Source organism: Paenibacillus sp. IHBB 3054, from assembly GCF_051594305.1.
GTDB lineage: Bacteria > Bacillota > Bacilli > Paenibacillales > Paenibacillaceae > Paenibacillus_AQ.
Genome location: NZ_JBOFBG010000026.1, coordinates 38,592 through 60,347, shown reverse-complemented (window position 1 = coordinate 60,347; position 21,756 = coordinate 38,592). Strand labels below are relative to the sequence as shown.

General features: G+C 50.2%; 22 protein-coding genes and 1 riboswitch. Of the genes, 16 read left to right on the top strand and 6 right to left on the bottom strand.

Translation table 11 applies throughout. The annotated features are described in order from the left end of the window. Positions 1 to 34 precede the first annotated feature (34 nt). The gene (locus ACQ76X_RS23805) at positions 35 to 922 is read right to left on the bottom strand and encodes a LysR family transcriptional regulator (protein WP_438496214.1); all 888 of its coding nucleotides are present in this window, start codon (positions 920 to 922) and stop codon (positions 35 to 37) included. 96 nt (positions 923 to 1,018) lie between these two features. On the opposite strand from ACQ76X_RS23805, the gene ACQ76X_RS23800 reads away from it, so the two are divergent. Next, the gene (locus ACQ76X_RS23800; protein WP_438496213.1) at positions 1,019 to 1,909 is read left to right on the top strand and encodes a DMT family transporter; all 891 of its coding nucleotides are present in this window, start codon (positions 1,019 to 1,021) and stop codon (positions 1,907 to 1,909) included. 15 nt (positions 1,910 to 1,924) lie between these two features. Beyond that, the gene (locus tag ACQ76X_RS23795) at positions 1,925 to 2,527 is read left to right on the top strand and encodes a flavin reductase family protein (protein WP_438496212.1); all 603 of its coding nucleotides are present in this window, start codon (positions 1,925 to 1,927) and stop codon (positions 2,525 to 2,527) included. Between the two features lie 49 nt (positions 2,528 to 2,576). On the opposite strand, the gene ACQ76X_RS23790 is transcribed toward ACQ76X_RS23795, so the two are convergent. Both ACQ76X_RS23790 and ACQ76X_RS23785 read right to left on the bottom strand, forming a co-directional pair. Further along, entirely contained in the window at positions 2,577 to 4,445 is a 1,869-nt protein-coding gene (locus ACQ76X_RS23790; RefSeq protein ID WP_438496211.1) for a flagellar assembly protein A, read from the bottom strand. Positions 4,446 to 4,550: 105 nt separating this feature from the next. Next, a riboswitch (cyclic di-GMP riboswitch) is annotated at positions 4,551 to 4,643 on the bottom strand. Positions 4,644 to 4,913: 270 nt separating this feature from the next. Beyond that, positions 4,914 to 6,017: an FUSC family protein gene (locus ACQ76X_RS23785; RefSeq protein ID WP_438496210.1), complete on the bottom strand. Its 1,104-nt coding sequence runs from the start codon at positions 6,015 to 6,017 to the stop codon at positions 4,914 to 4,916. A 311-nt stretch (positions 6,018 to 6,328) separates the two neighbouring features. On the opposite strand from ACQ76X_RS23785, the gene ACQ76X_RS23780 reads away from it, so the two are divergent. The 4 genes from ACQ76X_RS23780 to ACQ76X_RS23765 are packed head-to-tail and all read left to right on the top strand — an operon-like array spanning position 6,329 to position 10,127. Then, positions 6,329 to 7,435, top strand: coding sequence for an ABC transporter ATP-binding protein (locus ACQ76X_RS23780; protein ID WP_438496241.1), 1,107 nt, complete (start codon positions 6,329 to 6,331; stop codon positions 7,433 to 7,435). Further along, positions 7,425 to 8,237: an ABC transporter permease gene (locus ACQ76X_RS23775; protein WP_438496209.1), complete on the top strand. Its 813-nt coding sequence runs from the start codon at positions 7,425 to 7,427 to the stop codon at positions 8,235 to 8,237. Before ACQ76X_RS23780 ends, ACQ76X_RS23775 begins: the two co-directional genes overlap by 11 nt. After that, positions 8,227 to 9,057, top strand: coding sequence for an ABC transporter permease (locus ACQ76X_RS23770; RefSeq protein ID WP_038597726.1), 831 nt, complete (start codon positions 8,227 to 8,229; stop codon positions 9,055 to 9,057). The genes ACQ76X_RS23775 and ACQ76X_RS23770 overlap by 11 nt, the downstream gene beginning before the upstream one ends. Next, on the top strand, positions 9,054 to 10,127 hold the full coding sequence (locus ACQ76X_RS23765) for an ABC transporter substrate-binding protein (protein ID WP_438496208.1): 1,074 nt from the start codon (positions 9,054 to 9,056) through the stop codon (positions 10,125 to 10,127). The genes ACQ76X_RS23770 and ACQ76X_RS23765 overlap by 4 nt, the downstream gene beginning before the upstream one ends. Before the next feature lie 194 nt (positions 10,128 to 10,321). Here ACQ76X_RS23765 and ACQ76X_RS23760 read toward each other — a convergent pair whose 3' ends face one another. The 3 genes from ACQ76X_RS23760 to ACQ76X_RS23750 form a co-directional block, all read right to left on the bottom strand. Next, on the bottom strand, positions 10,322 to 11,143 hold the full coding sequence (locus ACQ76X_RS23760; protein WP_438496207.1) for a methyltransferase domain-containing protein: 822 nt from the start codon (positions 11,141 to 11,143) through the stop codon (positions 10,322 to 10,324). Positions 11,144 to 11,216: 73 nt separating this feature from the next. After that, positions 11,217 to 12,056, bottom strand: a complete 840-nt coding sequence (locus tag ACQ76X_RS23755; protein ID WP_438496240.1) for a 1,4-dihydroxy-6-naphthoate synthase — start codon at positions 12,054 to 12,056, stop codon at positions 11,217 to 11,219. Positions 12,057 to 12,067: 11 nt separating this feature from the next. Then, on the bottom strand, positions 12,068 to 12,760 hold the full coding sequence (locus tag ACQ76X_RS23750) for a futalosine hydrolase (RefSeq protein ID WP_438496206.1): 693 nt from the start codon (positions 12,758 to 12,760) through the stop codon (positions 12,068 to 12,070). A 524-nt stretch (positions 12,761 to 13,284) separates the two neighbouring features. Between ACQ76X_RS23750 and ACQ76X_RS23745 the strand changes: the two genes are divergently transcribed. From ACQ76X_RS23745 to ACQ76X_RS23700, 10 genes are all read left to right on the top strand, one after another. After that, a complete protein-coding gene (locus ACQ76X_RS23745) occupies positions 13,285 to 13,974 on the top strand; it encodes a response regulator transcription factor (protein ID WP_438496205.1) in 690 nt (229 codons plus the stop codon). Positions 13,975 to 14,127: 153 nt separating this feature from the next. Further along, complete coding sequence (locus tag ACQ76X_RS23740; protein WP_438496204.1) at positions 14,128 to 15,066, top strand: ABC transporter ATP-binding protein; 939 nt, start codon at positions 14,128 to 14,130, stop codon at positions 15,064 to 15,066. Between the two features lie 79 nt (positions 15,067 to 15,145). Further along, entirely contained in the window at positions 15,146 to 15,757 is a 612-nt protein-coding gene (locus tag ACQ76X_RS23735) for a hypothetical protein (RefSeq protein WP_438496203.1), read from the top strand. A 12-nt stretch (positions 15,758 to 15,769) separates the two neighbouring features. Continuing rightward, on the top strand, positions 15,770 to 16,516 hold the full coding sequence (locus ACQ76X_RS23730; protein WP_438496202.1) for a hypothetical protein: 747 nt from the start codon (positions 15,770 to 15,772) through the stop codon (positions 16,514 to 16,516). 26 nt (positions 16,517 to 16,542) lie between these two features. Continuing rightward, positions 16,543 to 17,427, top strand: coding sequence for a sensor histidine kinase (locus tag ACQ76X_RS23725; RefSeq protein WP_438496201.1), 885 nt, complete (start codon positions 16,543 to 16,545; stop codon positions 17,425 to 17,427). A 111-nt stretch (positions 17,428 to 17,538) separates the two neighbouring features. Next, a complete protein-coding gene (locus ACQ76X_RS23720) occupies positions 17,539 to 18,009 on the top strand; it encodes a MarR family winged helix-turn-helix transcriptional regulator (RefSeq protein ID WP_052092372.1) in 471 nt (156 codons plus the stop codon). Between the two features lie 147 nt (positions 18,010 to 18,156). Further along, a complete protein-coding gene (locus ACQ76X_RS23715; protein ID WP_438496200.1) occupies positions 18,157 to 18,558 on the top strand; it encodes a DoxX family protein in 402 nt (133 codons plus the stop codon). A gap of 72 nt (positions 18,559 to 18,630) precedes the next feature. Further along, positions 18,631 to 19,581, top strand: a complete 951-nt coding sequence (locus tag ACQ76X_RS23710; RefSeq protein WP_438496199.1) for a ring-cleaving dioxygenase — start codon at positions 18,631 to 18,633, stop codon at positions 19,579 to 19,581. After that, complete coding sequence (locus tag ACQ76X_RS23705; protein WP_438496198.1) at positions 19,578 to 20,186, top strand: alpha/beta hydrolase; 609 nt, start codon at positions 19,578 to 19,580, stop codon at positions 20,184 to 20,186. Before ACQ76X_RS23710 ends, ACQ76X_RS23705 begins: the two co-directional genes overlap by 4 nt. A gap of 666 nt (positions 20,187 to 20,852) precedes the next feature. Further along, positions 20,853 to 21,632: an AAA family ATPase gene (locus ACQ76X_RS23700; protein ID WP_379145791.1), complete on the top strand. Its 780-nt coding sequence runs from the start codon at positions 20,853 to 20,855 to the stop codon at positions 21,630 to 21,632. The last annotated feature ends 124 nt before the right edge of the window (positions 21,633 to 21,756 follow it).

Sequence of the window (21,756 nt, the reverse complement as noted above, 5' to 3'; positions counted from 1 at the left end):
TCACTCCTCTTGTTCAGCATAATAGTGTATTTCTTCAAAGCACAGACAGTTCTGCCCCGGAGAACAGCTGCAGTGCGGTGTCCATAAATAAGCGGACGGCAATCGAGGTCTCCTCCAGTGTATGGACGGCGAGATGGATATCCCGGTAAGCATCGGGGGCCAGCTCCTTTATGATCACATTCGGCGGCGGAGACAGCAGGGACAGCTGCGACATGACACCAACAGCCAGTCCCTCCTTAACCATATTGAGTGCGGTCATGTAGCTGTTCACTTCGTATTTCACATTCAGCTTACTGCCTCCCCGATGGAACAAATCAACGACCGGAGGCTCATAACCTGCCCGGCAGATTAGCATCGGCTCGTCTTCCAGATCCTTGACACAGATGACATGCTTCTCACGGAGCGGATGATCGCCAGGAAGCACTGCGTACAGTTTCTCCCGGTAGAGCGGAATTGTGGCAAACTCTTCTTGCGGCGGAATAATGAAGCCGACATCAATAAAACGGGTCTCCAGCCATTCCTTGACCTCGGCAACCGAGCCTTCATAGAGAACAATCTCAATCTCGGGATATTTCTCGGTAATGGAACGGATGATTTTGGGGACAAAATAAGCAGACGCCACCGGAAAGGCCCCAATGCGGATGAGTCCCTTCTCCAGGCCCTTCTCAGCGGAGATTTCCTGCTCAACCTTGTCAAACCCATTTAGAATTTCCCGGAAAATAATCAGAACACGCTTACCGATATCAGTGAGCATCAGCCCACTGCGCCGGTCGCGCAGCAGCAGCTTCACTGCAAGCTCAGACTCTAGCGCGGAGATGGCCCGGCTGACTGCAGGTTGGGTCATGTTCAGTGCCAGCCCGGCTTTGGTGAAGCTGCCGCTCTCGGCAATTTTGACGAATAGGCGAATTTGATTGTTGTTCATATCGAATCTGGTATGCCCCTCATGAATATAATTCATTTCAATTATGACTGTGCTTATTGTATCATTTGGAATGAAAATAGAACAAGGGGTGATGAGATGCAGCAGCGGAAGAAAAACATTGCTTTGCTTATATTTCTGGTTATTGTCTGGGGGATCAATTGGCCGCTGTCCAAGATTGCTCTAGCCTACGCTCCGCCCTTGTTGTTTGCCGGAATCCGTACGGTTATTGCCGGGGTGATCCTCATTGTTGCTGCGCTTCCTAAGCGGAAGGCCCTTCATTTCAGCAAGCTATGGCCGGTCTATCTGACTTCGGCCTTTCTCAGCATCGTTTTCTATTACGGGTTCCAGACGATCGGCCTGCAGTATATGCCCTCAGGGCTGTTCTCGGCCATCGTCTTTCTGCAGCCTGTGCTGCTCGGCATCTTTGCCTGGATCTGGCTGGGAGAGCGTATGTACGGAATGAAGATGTTCGGCTTGCTGCTTGGTTTTCTCGGGGTAGCTGCGCTCAGCATTGGCGGATTTACCGGAAGCATCTCCGCCTTGGGCGTAGGGCTTGCCCTGGCCAGCGCGCTAAGCTGGGCCTTGGCGACGGTGTATACGAAACGAAATGCGGTGCGGGTAGATATGCTGTGGATGACGGCAATGCAGATCATGATCGGGGGCGTCATTTTGCTGGCTGCCGGTTCGGCTGTGGAGAGCTGGTCTGATATTACGTGGAACAGCACCTTTATCGTGAACACATTGTTCATTTCGGTGTTCGTCATTGCGCTGGGGTGGATGGTTTATTTCAAGCTGATCAATGAAGGAGAGGCCAGCAAGGTCGGTTCATTCACCTTCCTGATTCCGCTGATCTCAATCGGGTCAAGTGTAGTATTATTAAATGAGCGGATTACGCTGAATCTGGTAGTGGGTATGCTGCTGATCGTATGCAGCATTATTCTGGTGAATGTTAAGATAGGCCGGGCCGCACGGCGGCTGACAAGTTAAGACAGGGGGATAATCATGTATATTCAGACGGATGGACAAACGGCACATGATAATTATAAGCTGCTGATCGGCAGCATTGTGCCCAGGCCGATTGCCTTTGTAACCTCGGTGGATGAAGCGGGGATCGTGAATGCCGCCCCGTTCAGCTTTTTTAATATTGTAAATGATGATCCGCCTATGGTCATGTTCTCCTGTGTCCGCAAAGCAGGCGGAGAAATGAAGCATACGCCGCGCAATATAGCCGCGAATAAGGAATTTGTGGTCCATATCGTCGATGAGGACAATATCACTGCAGTCAACCATACCTCAATCAATGCACCCGGCGGAATCAGCGAACTTGAGCTGGCCGGGCTGACGGCGGTACCCGGACAAGCCGTCAAGGTCCCGCGTGTACAGGAATGTAAGATTGCGATGGAATGCCGGCTGGTGCAGCTTGTGGAGCTCGGACATTGCGATATGGTTATCGGCGAAGTGCTAGGTTTTCATGTAGAGGATGAGCTGATTCATAACGGCCGAATTGATGTCGGCAAGCTGAAGCCGGTCAGCCGTCTGGCCGGCGCATCCTATGCAGCAATTGGCCGGACTTTTGAGCTGGACAGACCTCAGTATGAATCTTGATTAGGCTGGGTATTAGCAGCTAGATCAGATATTTTGGGGCAGAGGAAAGCTACTGCGCCTGATTTCTTAACCGCAGGCTTTGGGCGGTGAAGACAAGTTCTTCATCTGTCCCGTCAATCTTGGCGGTATATTCTCCAATCGTCACTTCGCTGTTGCAGATTTTGCGGACTGTAATATTTTTGCCGGCGGTAAGCACCGATTTCTCGGAGGACTGCTTCCCTACAGTCTGTGCGCTGATGGAGCCTGCCGCCTCGATTGTGGAGTCCGTGCACACCGCTTCCTTCATTACGAAACGGACATTGCCGGAAGAGAACAGCTGGCTGTGCAGACTACCCTCCTTATGAACATGGAGATCTCCGCCGGATTTAATAATGCTATGCTGTGACGAGGCGATGTCGATCCGTGTATTCTCCTCCTGCATCCCGGATATGGCGTCATGCAAATCCTGCAACAGCCTCAGAAACGTGCTAAGAACAGCATCCGTGAAGAAATCGGTGAACTGCCCCGGGTGCAGGAATACCTCCAGCATATGTCTTAATTGCCCGGTGTCGATAGGATAATCGGGATTCATCCCGGCAATAACATCCTGGAGATCACTGATCAGGCCGGGGAGATGGTCATATTTGCTTTCCAGCAGCAGCATAACCACCAGACCGTATTTTACGGTTTGCTGGCGTGATTGGACGGTATTCGCCAACTGCTGCGACGCTTCTCTCAGACTGGTCACTTCCTCCATCAAGAGAGCGGAGTACATGCAGAGGCGGTTATGTCTGGCTCCATAGTGCCCGGAGTACAATTGGCTGCCGACAACCTTGCCCTGGACAAAAATGCTGCCTGTAGCTGTGATTGTTGCATGTGTAACGTCGCCGTATATGTATACATTCCCCAACGCTTCAAGGATGGTCTGGTTTCCGATATCATTGGTGGCGACCACATCACCCGGGAACATCATTTTGGCGGCTTCGGGGTTCATATCCCCGGGAACAAGATATGTCTGGGGGAAATCAAAAACCTTGCGGTTCAGACCGCATCCCGTTAAGCGGGGCCTTCCCTGGCGGAGGGAAGCGATCCCGCCGTCCGCCAGCAGGGTTGTACATTCTTTGGTGACCAGCTGAATGTCTTGCGGCGGCGGGGAGGGAATAATTCCGCCATACACGTCGATGCCGGGCACTCCCTCTTCCGCAGGCAGCTTACGGGCAATGACCTCTCCCTCCTGGACAAAAGGAACCCTTGGATGGTTCAGGAAATCTGCAGGATCGGCAGTCCGAATGAATTCATATTCCCTGTCCTCAGCAAATAACAGCTCCAGCCGGGCATTCTTGCCGGGAATAGGGGCTTTACCCTCTGCGATGCAGACCGGGAGATAGGTAGGGTTGTTCAGCTCTGCATAAAGAGCCGGAATGTTGAGATCGCGCATAATGGAGCTTTTCTTGAAGCCGGCGATAATCTGGTCCACCGTAAGGGTGGACAGCAGCAGGCCGCAATTCGGTTGCGCCCGGACTGTGACATCTGCTGCAGCCGGGGAGCTGGCGAGCTTCCAGGCGTACTTTTCTGCACGGTAGAGCGTGAAGTAGACCTTCAGTTTATCTTCGGATACGGTGATCTGATACTGCGGCTTCTCGCAAATCTCCCAGGTGATACGGTCTGTGGGGGTTACTTCCGTAGGATCTGTCACCGTCTTCCGGTTAATATTCAACACCACAGGGTGAACGGAGGAAATGACAGCGGGTTTGCCGCCGGGCAGAGGAGGAGTAATGAATATTTGGTTGTTCTGTACGATAATACGTCCGTTCTTATCCTCATCTCCCCCACGGAGCGGCTTAGCCTGCACAGAGGGCAGAGCCGGAAGATCGGGGTTCCCGATTGGCGTTGTGGTATGAAATACATGCCCGAATTTCTCGATGATATGCTGTGGCATTACTCTAACCTCGCTTCTTCGTATAATCAATGGCATCTGTACAGAAAAGAGCATCATGGACTATGATAGGTTGCCTTCACCTACCGGTACCCAAGTCACATCTCAATTGGCAGCCTGGCGACCATGAATGGATAGTCTCACATTCTTAGGCCCATCGCTTTGCGTCCTGCCCTTTCGGGAAGTTTGCCTTTAAAAAAATAGATCAATGATATACATTCAGCATGAGGTCATTTAATCGACTCAAATCGACAGGGAATGTTCAATACTGGAGTGGTTGCCAAAATAATTCTACAAACAAGCTTAATTCTAGTACTTTAGTATTAAATTTTCAACTTAATAATAACAATCCCTCCGGTATCCCTTTAAAAGGGAAGCGGGTTAAAGTCCAAACGATATTACAAGCAAAAACGACCCTGCCTTTTCTCAAAGGACAGAGTCGTTTTTGCGAAAAAAAGGACGCTCCCAAGCTTATAGCTTGTGGGAGAGCCCTCTTTTGACAAGGTGCACGGCGCGTGCGCTTCCGGCCCGGACGGAGACTGGTGCCGGTATAACTGTGGCTGCATAATCGGCCCGTTCAATTTCCTCCAGCACCCGGTTAAGATGGGAGAAGACGGCTCCGAGATCACGGACTGCTGTCAATGAGCATTGACCCTGCAGCTCGGAGAACCAGGCGAACTGCAGATCCCGGGCGCGGCGCAGCGCTTCGGGAAGCGAACGGGTGCATTCGGCATCGGACAAAGTCTTGGTTCCATACAGGGCGATGCAGTCTGCGGTTGCCGTTACGACCTCTGTCATCCAGTCAGCTGCGGCATAATGTGCAGGCAGGAGGGAAATCTCCTCGGCGATCTCCTTGACGTAGCGGTGAACCTTTTGCAGATGCGAGGTTGCCTGTGTCAATGACCGCAATCCGCTGCGGCATTGATAATGGGATAACGTATAGTGCAGCTCTTTCTGCTGCTTGTCGCTCTTCGCCAGCAGTTGTCCGGAACGCACCAGCCTCTCCGGAGCCTGCTTAGAACTGCTGCTCTCTGCGGCGAGTCCGGTCAAGGCATCGGCCAGCAGCAGGGTCCCTTCCAGTGCCAGGCGTTTAACCTTGACGAACCCCCCGGGGGGAACGATAATCATATTTATTATTAAGGCAATCAGCACGCCGATTAAGGTCTCCGCGACTCTCCACACGATATAAGGGTCCTGATAAAAGGTCAATGCCAGCACGGAGGTCACACCGACCTGGGAAACGGCTTGAATGTTAATCCGGCAGGCGGTGGCCACACCGATGCCGATCAGCAGCATCAGCAGAATAGACAGTGCCCCCACGTCGAAGAAATGGCCCACGAGCAGGCTGACAATTCCACCGAGCACAACGCCCATCAGACGGTAAATCCCTTTTTCCAGCGAAGCCTTGACGCTTCCTTGGGTGATAAGAATTGCGGCAAGCGGTGCAAAGTATAAATAACTGTCGCCGTGCAGGCTGTGAACCGCAAGCCAGGAGAGTGAAGCAGCAATCGTAACGCGTATCATATATAGAGATAATCCGAATTTTTCAAGGCGGTCCTGCAACCCCTCGTTCATGTTAGTCATCTTCTTTCACATCAATAAGAGAACATTTTTAGGTTTTCAGCAATTTTCATTATAGCACTCAAAAACAACAATAACGGGTACAGTTTTTACGAACTTGTTAAGTTTCTGCACTGCAGTTAACATTGTAAGCTATCGCATATATTGCATTAATCCTATATGCTATATATATTGAAGTGTGTCGAAGGAAGGGAGGAATTGTCGCTTATCAGCGCTGAGCATGCCACTTTAGATTGTTCCCTGCGAGAAGCGGGTAAAATAGGTTGTACTACATAAGGTAAGGGAGGTCGTTAGCCATAACTACCCTGGAAGGCACTATTATTTCTTTTGACCAGGTTACCAAACAATACGACGATGAAGAAGCCGTGTTAAAAGGAGTCAGCTTCGAGATCGAACGCGGCAAATTCTATACACTGCTGGGACCCTCGGGCTGCGGAAAGACGACAATCCTGCGTCTGATCGCCGGGTTTGCTGAACCAACGGAAGGTTCCATTTATTTGAACGGCAAAATCATCAACCACATTCCCGCCAACGAACGGCAGGTCAATACGGTATTTCAGGACTATGCCTTGTTTCCGCACCTGAACGTATTTGAGAATGTGGCCTTTGGACTGCGGATCAAGAAGCTTAAGAAAGAGGTCATCACGCAAAAGGTGCAGGAAGCGCTGCGCTTCGTCAACCTTGTAGGCTACGATCAGCGGGCCATTAATGAAATGTCCGGCGGACAGAGGCAGCGTGTAGCGATTGCCCGGGCCATCGTCAATGAACCGCAGGTGCTGCTGCTCGACGAGCCTCTTTCGGCACTTGATCTGAAGCTGCGCACGGAAATGCAGTACATTCTGCGGGAAATGCAGCAGCGGCTGGGCATCACCTTTATCTTCGTTACCCATGACCAGGAGGAAGCGCTGGCCATGTCCGACTGGATTTTTGTCATGAACGGCGGACGCATTGAGCAGAGCGGAACGCCTAACGATATTTATGATGAGCCGATCAACCGCTTCGTGGCTGATTTCATCGGCGAGTCGAACATTGTGCCCGGTGTGATGATTGAGGATTATATCGTTGAATTTAACGGCCACCGCTTTGAATGTGTGGATGCGGGGCTGAAGCCGAATGAAGCGGTGGAGATCGTGATCCGTCCGGAGGATCTGGAGATTGCTGCCGTTGAACAAGGCAAACTGCGCGTCCGCGTGGATTCCCAGCTGTTCCGCGGCGTACATTACGAGATCAGCTGCTACGACGGGTCCGGCCACGAATGGCTGGTTCATTCCACGCGCAAGGCGGAGGTCGGCAGCGAGATCGGGCTGTATTTCGATCCGGAAGCGATTCATGTTATGCGTTTCGGGGAAACGGAGGAAGAATTCGACAGACGTCTGGAAGCTTACGCCGAGGTGGAGAGCCATGAAGAGTAAGGGCCGCTCGTATTTCCTCATCCCTTATTACTTATGGATCGCCCTGTTCGTCATAGCGCCGGTGCTGCTGGTTGTCTACTACTCCCTGTTTGATCTGGACGGGCATCTTACACTGGACAACTACGTGAACTTCTTTACACCGGTATATATGAAAATGATGCTCAACTCCTTCTGGTACGCGATCCTGATTACGCTGTTCTCGCTGCTGGTGGCTTATCCGGCGGCGTATCTGCTGACCCGGACGAAGCATAAGCAGCTGTGGCTGCTGCTGATTATCCTGCCGACATGGATTAATCTGCTGCTGAAGACGTATGCCTTTATCGGTATCTTTGGGACCTTCGGGCCGATCAACAATGTCTTTGACCTGCTGGGCATTGGAGAGCAGCAAATCCTCTTTACGGGTTTCAGCTTTGTCTTTGTCTCGGTATATATCTTTATCCCGTTCATGATCCTGCCGATCTTCAGCGCTCTGGACGAGCTGAACCTGTCCCTTGTAGATGCGGCCCGCGATCTGGGTGCCTCCGGGTGGACGACGTTCCGGCGGGTCATTTTCCCGCTGACCATCTCCGGCGTGCGCTCCGGCTGCATGGCGGTATTTATTCCGGCGCTGTCGCTGTTTATGATTACCCGCCTTATCGCCGGCAACCGGGTCATTACGCTGGGCACCGCCATTGAGCAGCATTTTCTGGTCACTCAGGACTGGGGCATGGGCTCTACAGTTGCCGTCTTCCTGATTGTTATCATGGCGCTGTTCATGATTCTGTCGGGCAGCTCGCGGAAAGGGGTGCGGCATGAGAAGTAATAAGAATGGGATTTCAAATCTGTACCTGGTGCTGGTCTTTGCCGTGCTGTACGCACCTATCTTCTACCTGATGTACTATTCCTTCAACAGCGGCGGGACGATGCATGGCTTCGAAGGCTTCACGCTGGATTATTACCGTGAGGTTGTGCAGGATACGCGACTGATGATTATTATGATTAACACATTGGTGATCGCCTTGCTGTCTTCGGCGATTGCTACGCTGATTGCGATCATCGGGGCGCTGGCCATTCAGCGCATCCGCAGCCGGAGGGCCAAGAATACACTGCTCTCACTGAACAACGTGCTGATTGTCAGTCCCGATGTCATTATCGGTGCGTCTTTCCTGATCCTGTTCACGATTGCCGGGATCAAACTAGGCTTCGTGTCGGTCCTGCTCTCGCATGTCGCATTCAGCGTGCCGATTGCCGTGCTGATGATCCTGCCGCATCTGCAGGACATGAGCCCGACGCTGACCGATGCTGCACGTGATCTTGGGGCCAGCCGCCGCGATGTGCTGACCAAGGTGATTCTGCCGATTATTAAACCCGGGATCTTCAGCGGCTTCTTTATGGCCCTTACCTATTCACTGGATGATTTCGCGGTGACATTCTTCGTGACAGGCAACGGGTATTCGACGCTCTCGGTGGAAATCTATTCCCGGGCGCGGCAAGGTGTATCCCTGTCGATTAACGCGTTGTCCACGCTGATCTTCCTCTTCACCATCTTGCTTGTCGTCGGTTATTATTTCCTGAACCGCCGGAAGCAACGACCGGCGGTTCATATCGCAGAGCCGGCTGCTGAAGTGGGGGTGCCTAGATGAAGCAGCTGGTGAATTCTTTTCTGGCGATTCTCATCGTCGCATTTGGGCTGATGTTCCTGGCTTCCAGGCTGAATTCGGCTGAGGGCTATACAGGCGGCAATACGCTGACCATCTATAACTGGGGCGATTATATCGAACCTGAACTGCTGAAGCAGTTTGAGGAAGAGACCGGGATTACGGTCATCTACCAGACCTTTGATTCCAATGAGGCGATGCTGACCAAGGTCGAGCAGGGCGGGACAACCTTTGATGTTGTTGTGCCTTCAGACTATGCTATCGCCAAGATGCGGGAAGAGAAGCTGCTGCTTCCGCTGGATCACAGCAAGATTCCGAATCTGGCCAATATTGACCCGCAGTTCATGGATCTTTCCTTCGATCCGGGAAATCTGTATTCGGTGCCGTATTTCTGGGGAACAGTAGGCATTATCTACAATCCGGAAATGACGGAGGGGATTGATTTCAGCAGCTGGGATTCCCTGTGGGACAGCAGGCTGAACAATAGTATCTTCCTGGTTGACGGGGCCCGTGAGGTCATGGGGATGGCGCTGAACAGCCTGCATTATTCCGTCAACGACCGGAATGAGGATCACCTGCAGGAAGCGTTGGCCAAGCTGAACAAGCTGTCTCCCAATGTGAAGGCTATTGTCGGTGACGAGGTCAAAATGCTGCTGGCGAACGAAGAGGCAGCCGTCGGAATCGTATGGTCCGGCGATGCCTCGGAAATTATGGATGAGAACGACAAGCTCGATTATGTGGTGCCGGAGGAAGGCTCGAACAAATGGTTCGACAACATGGTCATTCCGCGCACGGCAGCCAATGTGGAAGGGGCGCATAAGTTCATCGACTTCATGCTCCGTCCCGATGTGGCGGCGAAGAATGCAGAGTATGTCGGTTATTCTACACCTAACGTTCCGGGGCTTGCGCTGCTGCCGGAGGATATTTCCGGAGATACCCGCTTCTATCCGCCGGCTGAAATTACCGACCGGCTGGAGGTTTACGACAACCTCGGCAAGCGGATGCTCGCCCATTACAACGAGCTGTTCCTGAAGTTCAAGATGAACAAGAAATAAGCTGGTGGTATAACCATAACATGCCAGTTAGTCATAGCCAGTAGAAAGCGCCCAAATGCGGAAACTCCGTATTTGGGCGCTTTTTTGTTGGGCGGTGAAAAGATGGGAGTCTTAAATTGAAGAGAAAATGCACTCTGATAAACTCAGAAATCAGTTTTTTGGGTTCTATATAGAGCAGATAGCTGTATCACGCATTATTTGATCCCGACTCTCATCCGGTAGCTGATGTGTACCGGCAGGGTCCGGCCCTGAAAATACTGCTCCACCGCTGCGGAGAAATCGGAAATAAGCTGCTCCAGTGCGGAAGAGCCGAGCTTCAGAACGGTTTGAATGCCGCCTTGACTGAGTGCCAGCCCGACATAACGTTCGGCATCACATTCTTCTGTATTATGAAAAACGATTTCCCGGGCAAAGGAGAAGCAGCCGCTGGCCTCTATCCGGCCAAGATGTCCTTCTTTATCCCATTTATGCGCCTGTTCGCCGGCTGGCTGGAGTAGATCAAGCAGTTCATCGGCGGCGGATATCAGCTGCTTGTAGCGGATTTCAATATCCGCCTGTAGTACGAGCGGCCAATCGCAGTCATAAGCGGCGAACACCCCGCCTTGGCGCAGGCAGCGGGAGATTTCCTGCAGCGTGCTTACCGGCTCCATCCAGTGAAACGACTGGGAGCAGGTAATGATATCAACACTGCCAGAGTCAAAGGGCAGCTGGTTGGAGTATCCTTGGACAAAGGACAGGGATTGTTGCTGTCCTTGCCGGGCAAGCTTGTCAAGCGCTTTGGCCAGCATGTCGGGGTTAGGTTCTATGCCGACTACAGAGTCGGCACTCTCTCTCCACAGAAAGGTGGACAGTCCTGTTCCGCAGCCTATGTCGGCCACGAGGGCAGGGCGACTGCCCAAGTAATTCGTCAGCAATTCGGTAACCATTTGCGGGGCTTCCGGGCGGTAACGGTCGTATTCGTCCTGAAATCCCAAGAAGCGGTCGATGTTTTGCTTGCTGTTGCCTGCAGGAATCATTGAATCCTCTCCCATCACTGATCTTTAGCTTCATTGTAAATTTAAAAGCTTCCGAAGTCATCTGTTTCAAGCTCTAACGAAGCAGCTCAGGATCAACGGCAGGCACGAGACCCTCGGCCGCGGCGCGGTTCAGCAGAGCAGAGATTGCTGCGTAGCCGTCTTCCCCGAGATTCATCGAGAATTCATTCACGTAAAGATCAATATGTGATTTGGCGACTTCCGGAGACAGCTCCTGGGCGTGGTCCAGGACATAATCTCTGCTTGCTGTAGGATGATCCCAGGCGTACTGCAGCGAACTGCGTATCCAGCCGGAGATGGCCTCGCTGTCCAGATCGCGGCGGGCGATAATTGCCCCAAGCGGTATAGGCAGTCCGGTATCGCTTTCCCACCAGTTGCCAAGATCGGTCAGCATGTGGAGACCGTAGGAAGGATAAGTGAACCGGGCTTCGTGAATCACCAGTCCGGCATCAATCTGCCCGTCACGCACAGCAGGCATAATCTCATCGAAAGGCATAACGACGATTTCGGATGGACCGCCCGGCACCTGCTGCGCAGCCCACAGCCGGAACAGCAGATAGGCGGTGGAGCGCTCGCTGGGTACAGCGATTCTGCGGCCCGACAGCTCCTTGGGATGCTTGATGGCGCCCGGCCCTTTGTGGGTCAGCACCAGCGGTCCGCAGCCCCGGCCAAGTGCGCCGCCGCAAGGCAGCAGCTTGTACCGCTCCAGCACCCAGGGAAGGGCAGCATAGGAAATTTTGAGCACCTCAGGCCCGGCGCCATCAGCAGCCAGACCGTTCGTAATATCAATATCTGCAAAGGTAACATTCAGCTTGGGTATATCCTCTACTAGCCCGTGCGCCCAGGCATGGAACACAAAGGTGTCATTGGGGCAAGGGGAAAAGGCAATATTCAGTTCGGTTGTCATTACAGCACCTCCAGTAGTATCGCAGCCGCGGCCGCGAGAGCATCCATGGCTTCATTGATTTTCCACGCCGCCCGGTCGCGCGGGCCGACCGGGTTCGAGATCGCGCGCAGCTCTAGCGCCGCGATCCCGAAGTGCCGGGCGGCCACGGCAACCCCGTGGCCTTCCATCGCCTCCGCGACGGCACCGGGATGCCGCGCGGCCAGAGCGGCGGCCGTCCCGGCGGTGCCGGTCGCCGTTGACACGGTAAGCACAGGGCCTGTGCTTACCGTAAGCCCGGCCGCTGCGAGCGCGGCCGCAACTGCCTGCACCGTGCCGGAGTGGGCCGGCACGGACACGCGGCCGAAGCCGAGCTCGGCCGCGCTGCGGAAGCCCTCCGGCGTCTCCGCCCCGAGGTCGGCGGCAATCATCTCGCTGGCGACGGCCAGCGAGCCTACGGGCGCCCGCCCGGGGAACCCGCCGCCGATCCCGGCGCTGATGACGCAGCCGTAGCTTCCGGCTGCCAGAGCGGCGGCGGTGCCCGCCGCTGCCGCAGCGGTGCCGGCACCCGCAGCAATGACGTGGAACCTGCTGCTGCCCCTCAGGCCGCGCAGGACCGCCTCCCGCTCGGCTTCGACAGCGGTTACGATCAGCACGCGCGGCAGGGCTTCCTCCACGGCTTCGCCGGTAGAGGTTGACGTATGATCTGCCTTCATTGCTCAGCCTCCTTCTCTATAGATGAACTTGAAATAGCACAAATAAACCGCTGGTTGCGGCCTGGTCTTTTATTGTTTCTGCTCACTTTTGAAAGTCTACGCCGTTTTAGGAGGCAGGTCAAATTCGCCGGGGAATTTCTAGACAGGTTAGCTGAAAACAAAAATGATTTGATTATAATGCTATATAGAATGAACTTAATCACTACCCAAAAGGGCAAAAGTAGCGAAGGGGGATTTTGGAACTGTAGGAGCGATAGCGACCGCCTTTGTCACCGGATTTCCACCGCATATAGCGGGTTAAATCAAGAAATCTGGGGACAACAGCGGCCGGAAGTCCAAACATTCTCTGCAGTCACGACCAATCCCAAAATTGAAGAATTATAAGTTCAGTCTATATAGTAAGCGTATTTTCAAGGCTTAGTGTTAAAATAAAGGGGAAAAGGAAGATTTTATACCCTAAAAATCCGGTAAATTAGCTGTGAGCAGAATAACCGGATCTCAAGTTAATCAAGAGGTGTGATGAAATGGAGCATATACTGATTGTCGAAGATGAGAAAGAAATAAACGGATTGCTTCACAGCTTTATATCCGGACATGGTTATTTAACGACCTCTACATATGATGGATTAGAAGCCTTGCAGCTTATTCAAACGGAGACCTTTGATTTAATATTGTTAGACCTGATGTTGCCGTATAAAAGCGGTGATCAGATTCTGCTTGAACTGCGCAAACATTCTGCAGTTCCGGTGATAGTGATTTCTGCCAAAGATACAACACAAACCAAGATAGATCTTTTACGTATCGGAGCAGATGATTACATCACAAAACCCTTTGATCTCGACGAGACTTTAGCCCGGATCGAAAGCAATTTGCGGCGTAATAAAATGCAGATGAATACTGCCGGTTCCAAATGTCTGATCTATAAAGATATTGAGCTGGATGATGTTAATCATCTTGTGGAGGTTGCCGGGCGCGAACTTGCACTTACTGCCAAAGAATATGGGATTTTGGCGCTGCTTATGAGGCATCCGGACAAAATATATTCAAAAGCAAACTTATTCAGGAGTATATGGAACGAAGAATATATGAGCGAGGATAATACGCTTAATGTCCATATTAGCAACATACGCAATAAGTTGAAGGTCATCAACCCTGACCAGCAATACATTGAGACTGTCTGGGGAATTGGCTATCGCTTGTATAAGACTACATAAACTAAATTTAATCATAGTCACGAACAAAGACTTTATGGATTCTTTAAGATACGCTGGTTTGATTTAAGAATTTATTTAAGGTTTTATTCTAAAATAGGCAGCAACCACAAGCTTCTGTACTTTAGCTTATTTTATATAAGGAGTGTGACAGGGATGAATGACACCATCCTTATGACCAAAAACCTCACCAAGAAATACAATCATGTTTTGGCCTTGGATAATATTAATTTAAGTATTGAACGGGGAAAAATTTATGGCTTCATGGGTCAGAACGGAGCAGGAAAAACAACGTTGATTCGCTTGATTGTAGGATTATCCTTTCCCACAAGTGGCGAGCTGTACCTTTTTGGGAAAACAGGAAAACAGGCTCTGCAAGAGCAACGTAAACGAATAGGCTGCATGGTCGAAACACCCGCGCTTTACCCGAATATGACTGCTGTACAAAATTTGGAGGTTCAGCGTATTCAGCGTGGCATACCTGATAAACAGGTAATCAAGGAAACATTGGAGCTCGTCGGTCTGAATGACAATAGTATAGGAAGGAAGGCTGTCCGTAATTTTTCTTTGGGAATGCGCCAGCGGTTGGGTATTGCAATTGCATTACTTCATGATCCTGAATTACTCATTTTAGATGAACCCATTAATGGCCTTGACCCCATGGGGATTGCTGAAATGCGAATTCTACTGAAGCGCTTAAATGAGGAACGCGGTACAACGATATTAATATCCAGTCATATTCTTAATGAGCTTTACCAAACGGTGTCGCAATACATATTGATTAATAGAGGTACCCTAATAGAAGAATTAACGCAAAATCAGCTGAATGAAAAGTGTAAACGCCATATTGCGCTGCAAACCAATAAGGTTGAGAATGCATTGCTCGCATTAGAGAGTCAGCTGGGCATAAAAGATTATCAGGTAATGCCTGATGGAACTATTAAATTGTACGATCACTTGGATGACATGGAGGCTATCTCTGCGGTGCTTATGAAGGAAGGTGTACTGATAACCGGAATGGCACTGGCTGGTGATACGCTGGAAAGTTACTTCCTCCACCGTATTGGGGGAGAAAATAATGTATTGTCTCATTAAAGCTGAAATGTACAAGCTGAAGCATGATAGAAGTTTTTTCGTCCTGCTGGGACTGTCAATAGTCCTTGGAAGCTTCCTTATGCTTGATCAAGGGGAACTAAGCGGATATGAAAGTATCTTTGCATCTTTGTATAACGCACCCATATTAATGCTGTTGACAAGTGTATTCGGGGCGCTTTATATCGGAAAAGATCTTGCCGACCATACGCTTTACCAGACCATATGTGCAGGGCATAAACGCTATCATGTGTTTTTTAGCAAAGCCATAGTATTTATAGCCGGATCAAACATCATTCTATTAATGCAACCGGTTCTGATCATTTCTATAAACACGTTTATTCACGGATGGGGACATCCTTCTTTCTGGCCGGATCTTGATTATCTAATTTCTTTATTTTTTACAACAGCTATACTAAATGCTGCGATGTGCGGAGTTTCTCTAATAGTAGCCTTTACATGTAAAGATGTCGGGAACACATTATCAATCCCGGCGTTGCTTTATTTTCTAACTATATTCCTGCTGAATGGTCCACATGCAAAAGAGATTGCAAGGTTTATTCCTTTGGGACAGTTGAGACTTTTAATAGAGCATTCTTCATCATTAAGAGCAGCGCTGCTTGTTGGGATGATTTTTCTTGCGGTTTTGTGTTTCGCTGCAAGCAAGATTTTCAATCGTTCAGAATTACATTAAAGGGGGGATACAATGAATAATCTTATGCAAATGGAAGGGTACCGTTTAAAATATAATAAATTTTTCATCGGTTGTTCGCTGCTAAGTATAATTTATGGAGTATTCGCCAGCAAAGGATATGTTGCCGATTTGACTACACGTGTAGATGCTATAGGTATCTTCACTGCAATGGTCTATGATTCCACCATTTGGCTGGTTTTGTTCTCTGCTATCGTAGCTTTGCTGATTGGACAGGATTTCACCAATCGAACGATACATTTGGAGGTTGTAGCAGGCCATTCCAGAATAAAAATCTTTATTAGTAAATGTCTCATTTATTTAGCCGTTTTCAACATTTTAATGCTGATAAGTCCCATTGTGGGAAGCATACGAATGTCTTTTCTGCTGGGATGGGGAGACTCTTGGAATAATGATGTATTGTATATCCTGCGGGTGGTTGGTTTTTCTGTATTACTTAATAGTGCGGTGTTTTCTATTTGCATTTTTTTTGCATTCATATTCCGGGACTCGGCTAGAACAGTTTCTGTCTCTATGATCGTTCTTTTTGTAAGTGCCATGTGCATCGCCTATGCTGGACCTATGGGGTGGTATGATTCGTTGCCTTGGTTGCGTTTTTTACCTATGAATCAAATTAGAACATCATTGGCCTATTCGCTTTCCACAGCACAAGTTTCAGAAATTTTACTCTCAGGGCTGGTATATCTGCTTTTTTTCATCTCACTTTCATTTCAGAGATTCAATACATGTGAATTAAAATAAAAACGGGGAAAGAGGCGCTATAATAGATGCTGTATATTATTAACCTATTAGCGATAATGCTTGTAACACTTATGTTCCGCCTCTTTTCGCTTAGAAAGCAAATACGCAATATCACTAAACAATTGATAGAATTGTCAGCCGGAAATATGGATAAGAAGCTGGACATTTCATTGATTGATAAGGATGTCACCCTGCTGGCTGCAGAAATTAATAAGAATCTGACCAAGCAGCGCGAACTTCGGATTAATATGATCAGAAGCGGAAAACACTTGAAAGAATCCATAGCGAATATCTCCCACGATCTGCGGACACCGCTAACCTCAATGATCGGCTACCTTCAGCTTTTGCAAAAAGGCCATGTAACTTTAGAGCAGCGTGAGCAAATCGTCATTACTTTACGAAAAGCAAATCATTTACAAACATTGATCAAGTCATTTTATGAATTGGCTGTACTTGATTCAGAGCATATTCAACCGGAGTTTCGAAATGTTAATTACTCTAATGTCATCATGGATACCGTTGCAGAATGTGCAACGATGTTTGAGCAGAGGGGCTTGCATCCGCAGATATCAATCCCGGAAGAAAGCGTATTTGTTTGGACTGACGAAGAGATGCTGAGGCGTATTTTACAGAATTTGCTCGACAATGCGGCGCGGTATGCCATGAGTGATATCAGGATTACCCTTCTGAATAATGGTAGAACAGAATTGATTTTGACAAATGCGATATCCCGTTCACAAGACATTAATCCGGCGCGGTTATTTGACCGCTTCTATACTTCAGATGTATCACGAAGCGCGGGAAGTACAGGATTAGGATTGTCGATAGTCAAAATACTGACAGATAGATTACGCGGAACTGTCAGTGCGGAGTTAATAGGAGATCATCTGCAGATCAAGATTGTTTTATAGAGTTGAAGGAAATAAAAACTGTTGACAAATTTCCTGCGCAGGATTATATTTATCTTAACTTAAAGATAATTAACTTAAAGATAAATGCGATATGCATTGGAGGTATACAATATGAGCGACTACAATGAGTTGATCAGCAAGACGGCTGGCGCATCGGATCAGGAGCAGGCTTCATCACTGAAATTGTTCGTGGTCTTGTCCAAAGCGTATAAGAGCCTGATGGATCTGGCAGTAAAGGATATGAAGAGCCATGGTTTAGCTTCTGCCGAGTTTATGATCCTCGAGGTGCTCTATCATAGAACGCGGATTCCGCTGCAGCAGATCGGTGAGAAGATTCTCGTTACCAGCGGGAGCATCACTTACAATATCGACAAGCTGGAGAAGAGAGGACTGCTGAAGCGTGTTCCCTGCAGCGATGACCGGCGCGTAACTTATGCGGAAATTACCGAAGCGGGCCGCGAGCTGTTTGACGATATTTTCCCCCGCCATGTTTCTTCTATTCACGGGATGATGGGCGGGTTGAATCAGGAAGAGAAGGAACAGGCAATAGAATTGCTAAAGAAGCTTGGTAAAGGCATTTAGGTTAGCGGCGTTCTCCTAAGAACGGGGCGGGAAGCTTGCTTATCAGCGTTTACCAGGCCAGCAACAAGTACAAGGTTCGACTATATTTTTTTAGCTAATATCTTAAGGTTAAGATAATTAAATTCAAGAGAATGGAGAGGGTATAAAATGGTTAGTGTAGGGTTGTTATTGATAAGATTGGTGATCGGGATTGCTTTTATCGGACATGGGGCACAGAAGCTGTTTGGCTGGTTCGGAGGATATGGTCCAAAGGGTACGGGCGGCTGGATGGAATCCATCGGCATTAAGCCGGGTGTCGCGATGGCCGTGCTGGCAGGAGTGCTGGAGCTTGTCGGAGGCTTGCTGTTCGCAGCCGGACTCCTGACTCCTGTAGCCGCAGTATTGATTGCCGCAACGATGCTCGGCGCGATTATCAAGGTTCATGCTCCGAACGGATTTTGGTCGACGGCCAACGGAATCGAGTTTCCATTAACGGTGCTCGTAGTCGCAGTAGGTGTGGCTTTGACCGGAGCAGGTTCGATTTCGCTGGATGCCCTGTTTTTTAACTAAATCGGATTATACGCCAGATGTTCATCTATTCAAACTTATCATCTAAAAAAAATCTTAGGGAGATGACTTATAATGACACTTCAAACTGCAGGGATTCACCATATTACAGCTTTTGTCGGAGATGCTCAGCGCAATGCCGATTTCTATGCCGGAATTCTCGGCCTGCGGCTTGTAAAAAAGACAATTAACTTTGATGCCCCCGAGGTTTACCACCTCTACTTCGGGAACGAGCAGGGTGCACCGGGCACCATTATTACCTTCTTTCCTTGGTCGACAGGACGCAAAGGCCGGATTGGCGGCGGGCAGGTTGGCGTAACCACTTACGCGATTCCGGTTGGTTCGATGGCTTTTTGGGAGCAGCGGCTTGCCGCATATCAGATTCCGGTTACCCATGTAACCCGGATCTCTGAGTCTTACCTGTCTTTCAGCGATTACGATGGACTGCGGATTGAGCTGGTGGAACGCGAAGCAGGTCCGCTGAGTACCTGGTCCTTTGCCGGAGTGACTGCAGAGCATGCCATTAAAGGTTTTGGCGGGGCTGTGCTCTACAGTACGAATCCCGAAAAAACGGCCGATACGCTTACCCGCACACTCGGAATGGAGCTGATCGCCAAGGGAGACGGTTATATCCGTTACGGCTCTACTGCCGATCTCGGCAATATTATAGATCTTAAAGACTCGCCGGTGCCGCAAGGAGCCGGAGGCTCGGGAACCGTTCATCATATCGCCTGGCGCGCTAAAGATGATGCCGAGCAGCTGGAATGGGGACGCCATGTTCAAAGCCACGGCTACCAGCCCACTCCGGTACAGGACCGCCAATACTTCAATGCCATCTACTTCCGTGAAGAAGGCGGAATCCTGTTCGAGATTGCTACCGATCCTCCAGGGTTCGCCAATGACGAGGCTCCGGATGCGCTGGGCCAGAAGCTGATGCTTCCGGCATGGTTTGAACCGCATCGTGCCGTGATCGAAGAGAATTTGAGCCCTTTTGAAATTCGTGAAATTGAGGTGAAGCAGGGATGATTCATGTCTATCACAAAGGAACAGACGCCAACCAACCAACACTAGTATTATTCCATGGCACAGGTGGAAACGAGCAGGATTTGCTGCCGCTGGCGGAACTGCTGGCTCCCGGCGCTTCTGTACTGGGTATCCGGGGAAATGTGCTGGAGAACGGCATGCCGCGTTACTTCCGCCGTCTGGCTGAAGGTGTCTTTGATGAAGAGGACCTGATCTTCCGCACCCATGAGCTGAAGCAGTTCCTGGATGTAGCTGCGGCGCAGTACGGTTTCGATGCAGACAATCTCGTAGCCGTCGGCTACTCCAATGGAGCGAATATCGCCGGCAGCCTGCTATTTCATTACGGAAACCTGTTCCGTTCGGCAGTGCTGCTGCATCCGATGGTGCCGCTCCGGGGGCTTGCGATCCCTTCGCTTAACGGCGTTTCGGTCTTCATCGGTGCGGGCACCAATGACCCGCTGATCCGGGCAGAAGAAACGCGGGACCTGGAGCAGCTGCTGCAGGGGGCGGGAGCTGAAGTTACCTCCCACTGGGGTAATCAGGGACACCGCCTGAGCGCGGCCGAGGCTGAAGCAGCCCGTGATTGGCTGAACCGGAACAGCAAATAATTTCAGGAAAGCTACAACTACAACCGCCTGCGGGGCCGCTGATAAGTGACGTAATGTTGCTTAGAAGCTCCTGCGGGCGGTTTTTGCTGCAATGATATTGCGCAACAAGCCTGCCTGCTAGAGCATGTCTTCAAAGTGGAAGGGCTCTGGGGAAGCAGGGATTTAGTATAGAAATAGGGTCCCTAAAAGCCCTCAGCGGGTTCGTTTACTCGTACCGGACTCAGGAGACGCTAAGGAGAGTAAAACCCCTGTTTATTTTCTTTTGCGGACCCAGTGGACCTTATCTGCTCTGCATTCTATCTAAAAACGGCCATCAGGGAGAAATAACTGCACTGGAGTCCGTTTCCCTACTGTAACAGGCTAAAAGCCCAAAATAAGTGCAACTCGGTCCGTTTATGCTGAGAGCTAGGAATACACTTTCCGGACACGGGCGCACACTCGTGCGTCCCTTTATGTTCTGTCTAAATTCATCTAATCCTCCGGCAGCGTTCTGGTTTTTGCTTGCAGATAGCAAAGGGTGTAGCAAATTCCTCCGGTTTTTGGTACTATGGACTCTAATCGTAATTATTACTATTTAATATTATGAATGTAAGGAGTCTACCCAACGTGAACAGCAGCAAAAAGAATAGCAACCCCGCCCGGCTGCCCCGGGCCAAGGGATTGGATATGGCAACCGTATATACACCAAAGGAATGCGGCCGCAAGGTGCGACGCATCATTCTGAACGGGGTGAACCGGACCATTGTGGATGAATTTATTACGATCCAGGGCATGAAAGAAAGATTTGAGGCGGAGGATGTGCCTATGCCGAGCAAAATGGTGATGTTCGGTCCTCCCGGCACCGGCAAAACGCTGACCGCATTTTATATCGCGCACCGCCTGGAGCTTCCGCTTGTTCTGGTTCGCCTGGATACCATTATTCACAGCCATCTTGGTGAGACCGGGAGTAATGTGCGGAAGGTATTTGACTATGCCAATGCTGCACCTTGTGTGCTTTTTCTGGACGAATTCGATGTGCTGGGCCGAATGCGTGATTCCGGCGATGAGGTGAAGGAGATGGCACGGGTGGTCAACACGCTGCTGCAATGCCTGGATGAGTTTCATGGCGAAAGTATTTTTGTTGCCGCTACCAACCTGGAGGAAGAGCTGGACCCCGCGGTGTGGCGGCGGTTTGATACGAAAATGACGTATTCGCTGCCGACGGAGGAAGACCGGCTTCAGTATATTGGGCTGTTTGTCGGTTCTGAACCGGAGGCGCAGGAGCTGTCCCGCCGGATGGCTGAACTGCTGGCGGGCTGCAGCCTTGCCGATATCGAGCAAATTGTATTGAAAGCCAAACGCAAAGCGATCATCGAGGATGCCCCGCTGGATTACAGACACATAACCGGAGCCTATGCCGAATACAACCCGCACCGGAAAGCCGTTGCTTCTGAGGTACATAGATAATGCAGGACTGCCTATCATTATGATTATGGAATAAATAGGAAAAAACATTGAACAACATATCCCGCATCAGGTAGTATGAGGAATACAAAAAAACTTGCCTGAGGGCTGCTGCGGAAAGGTTGAC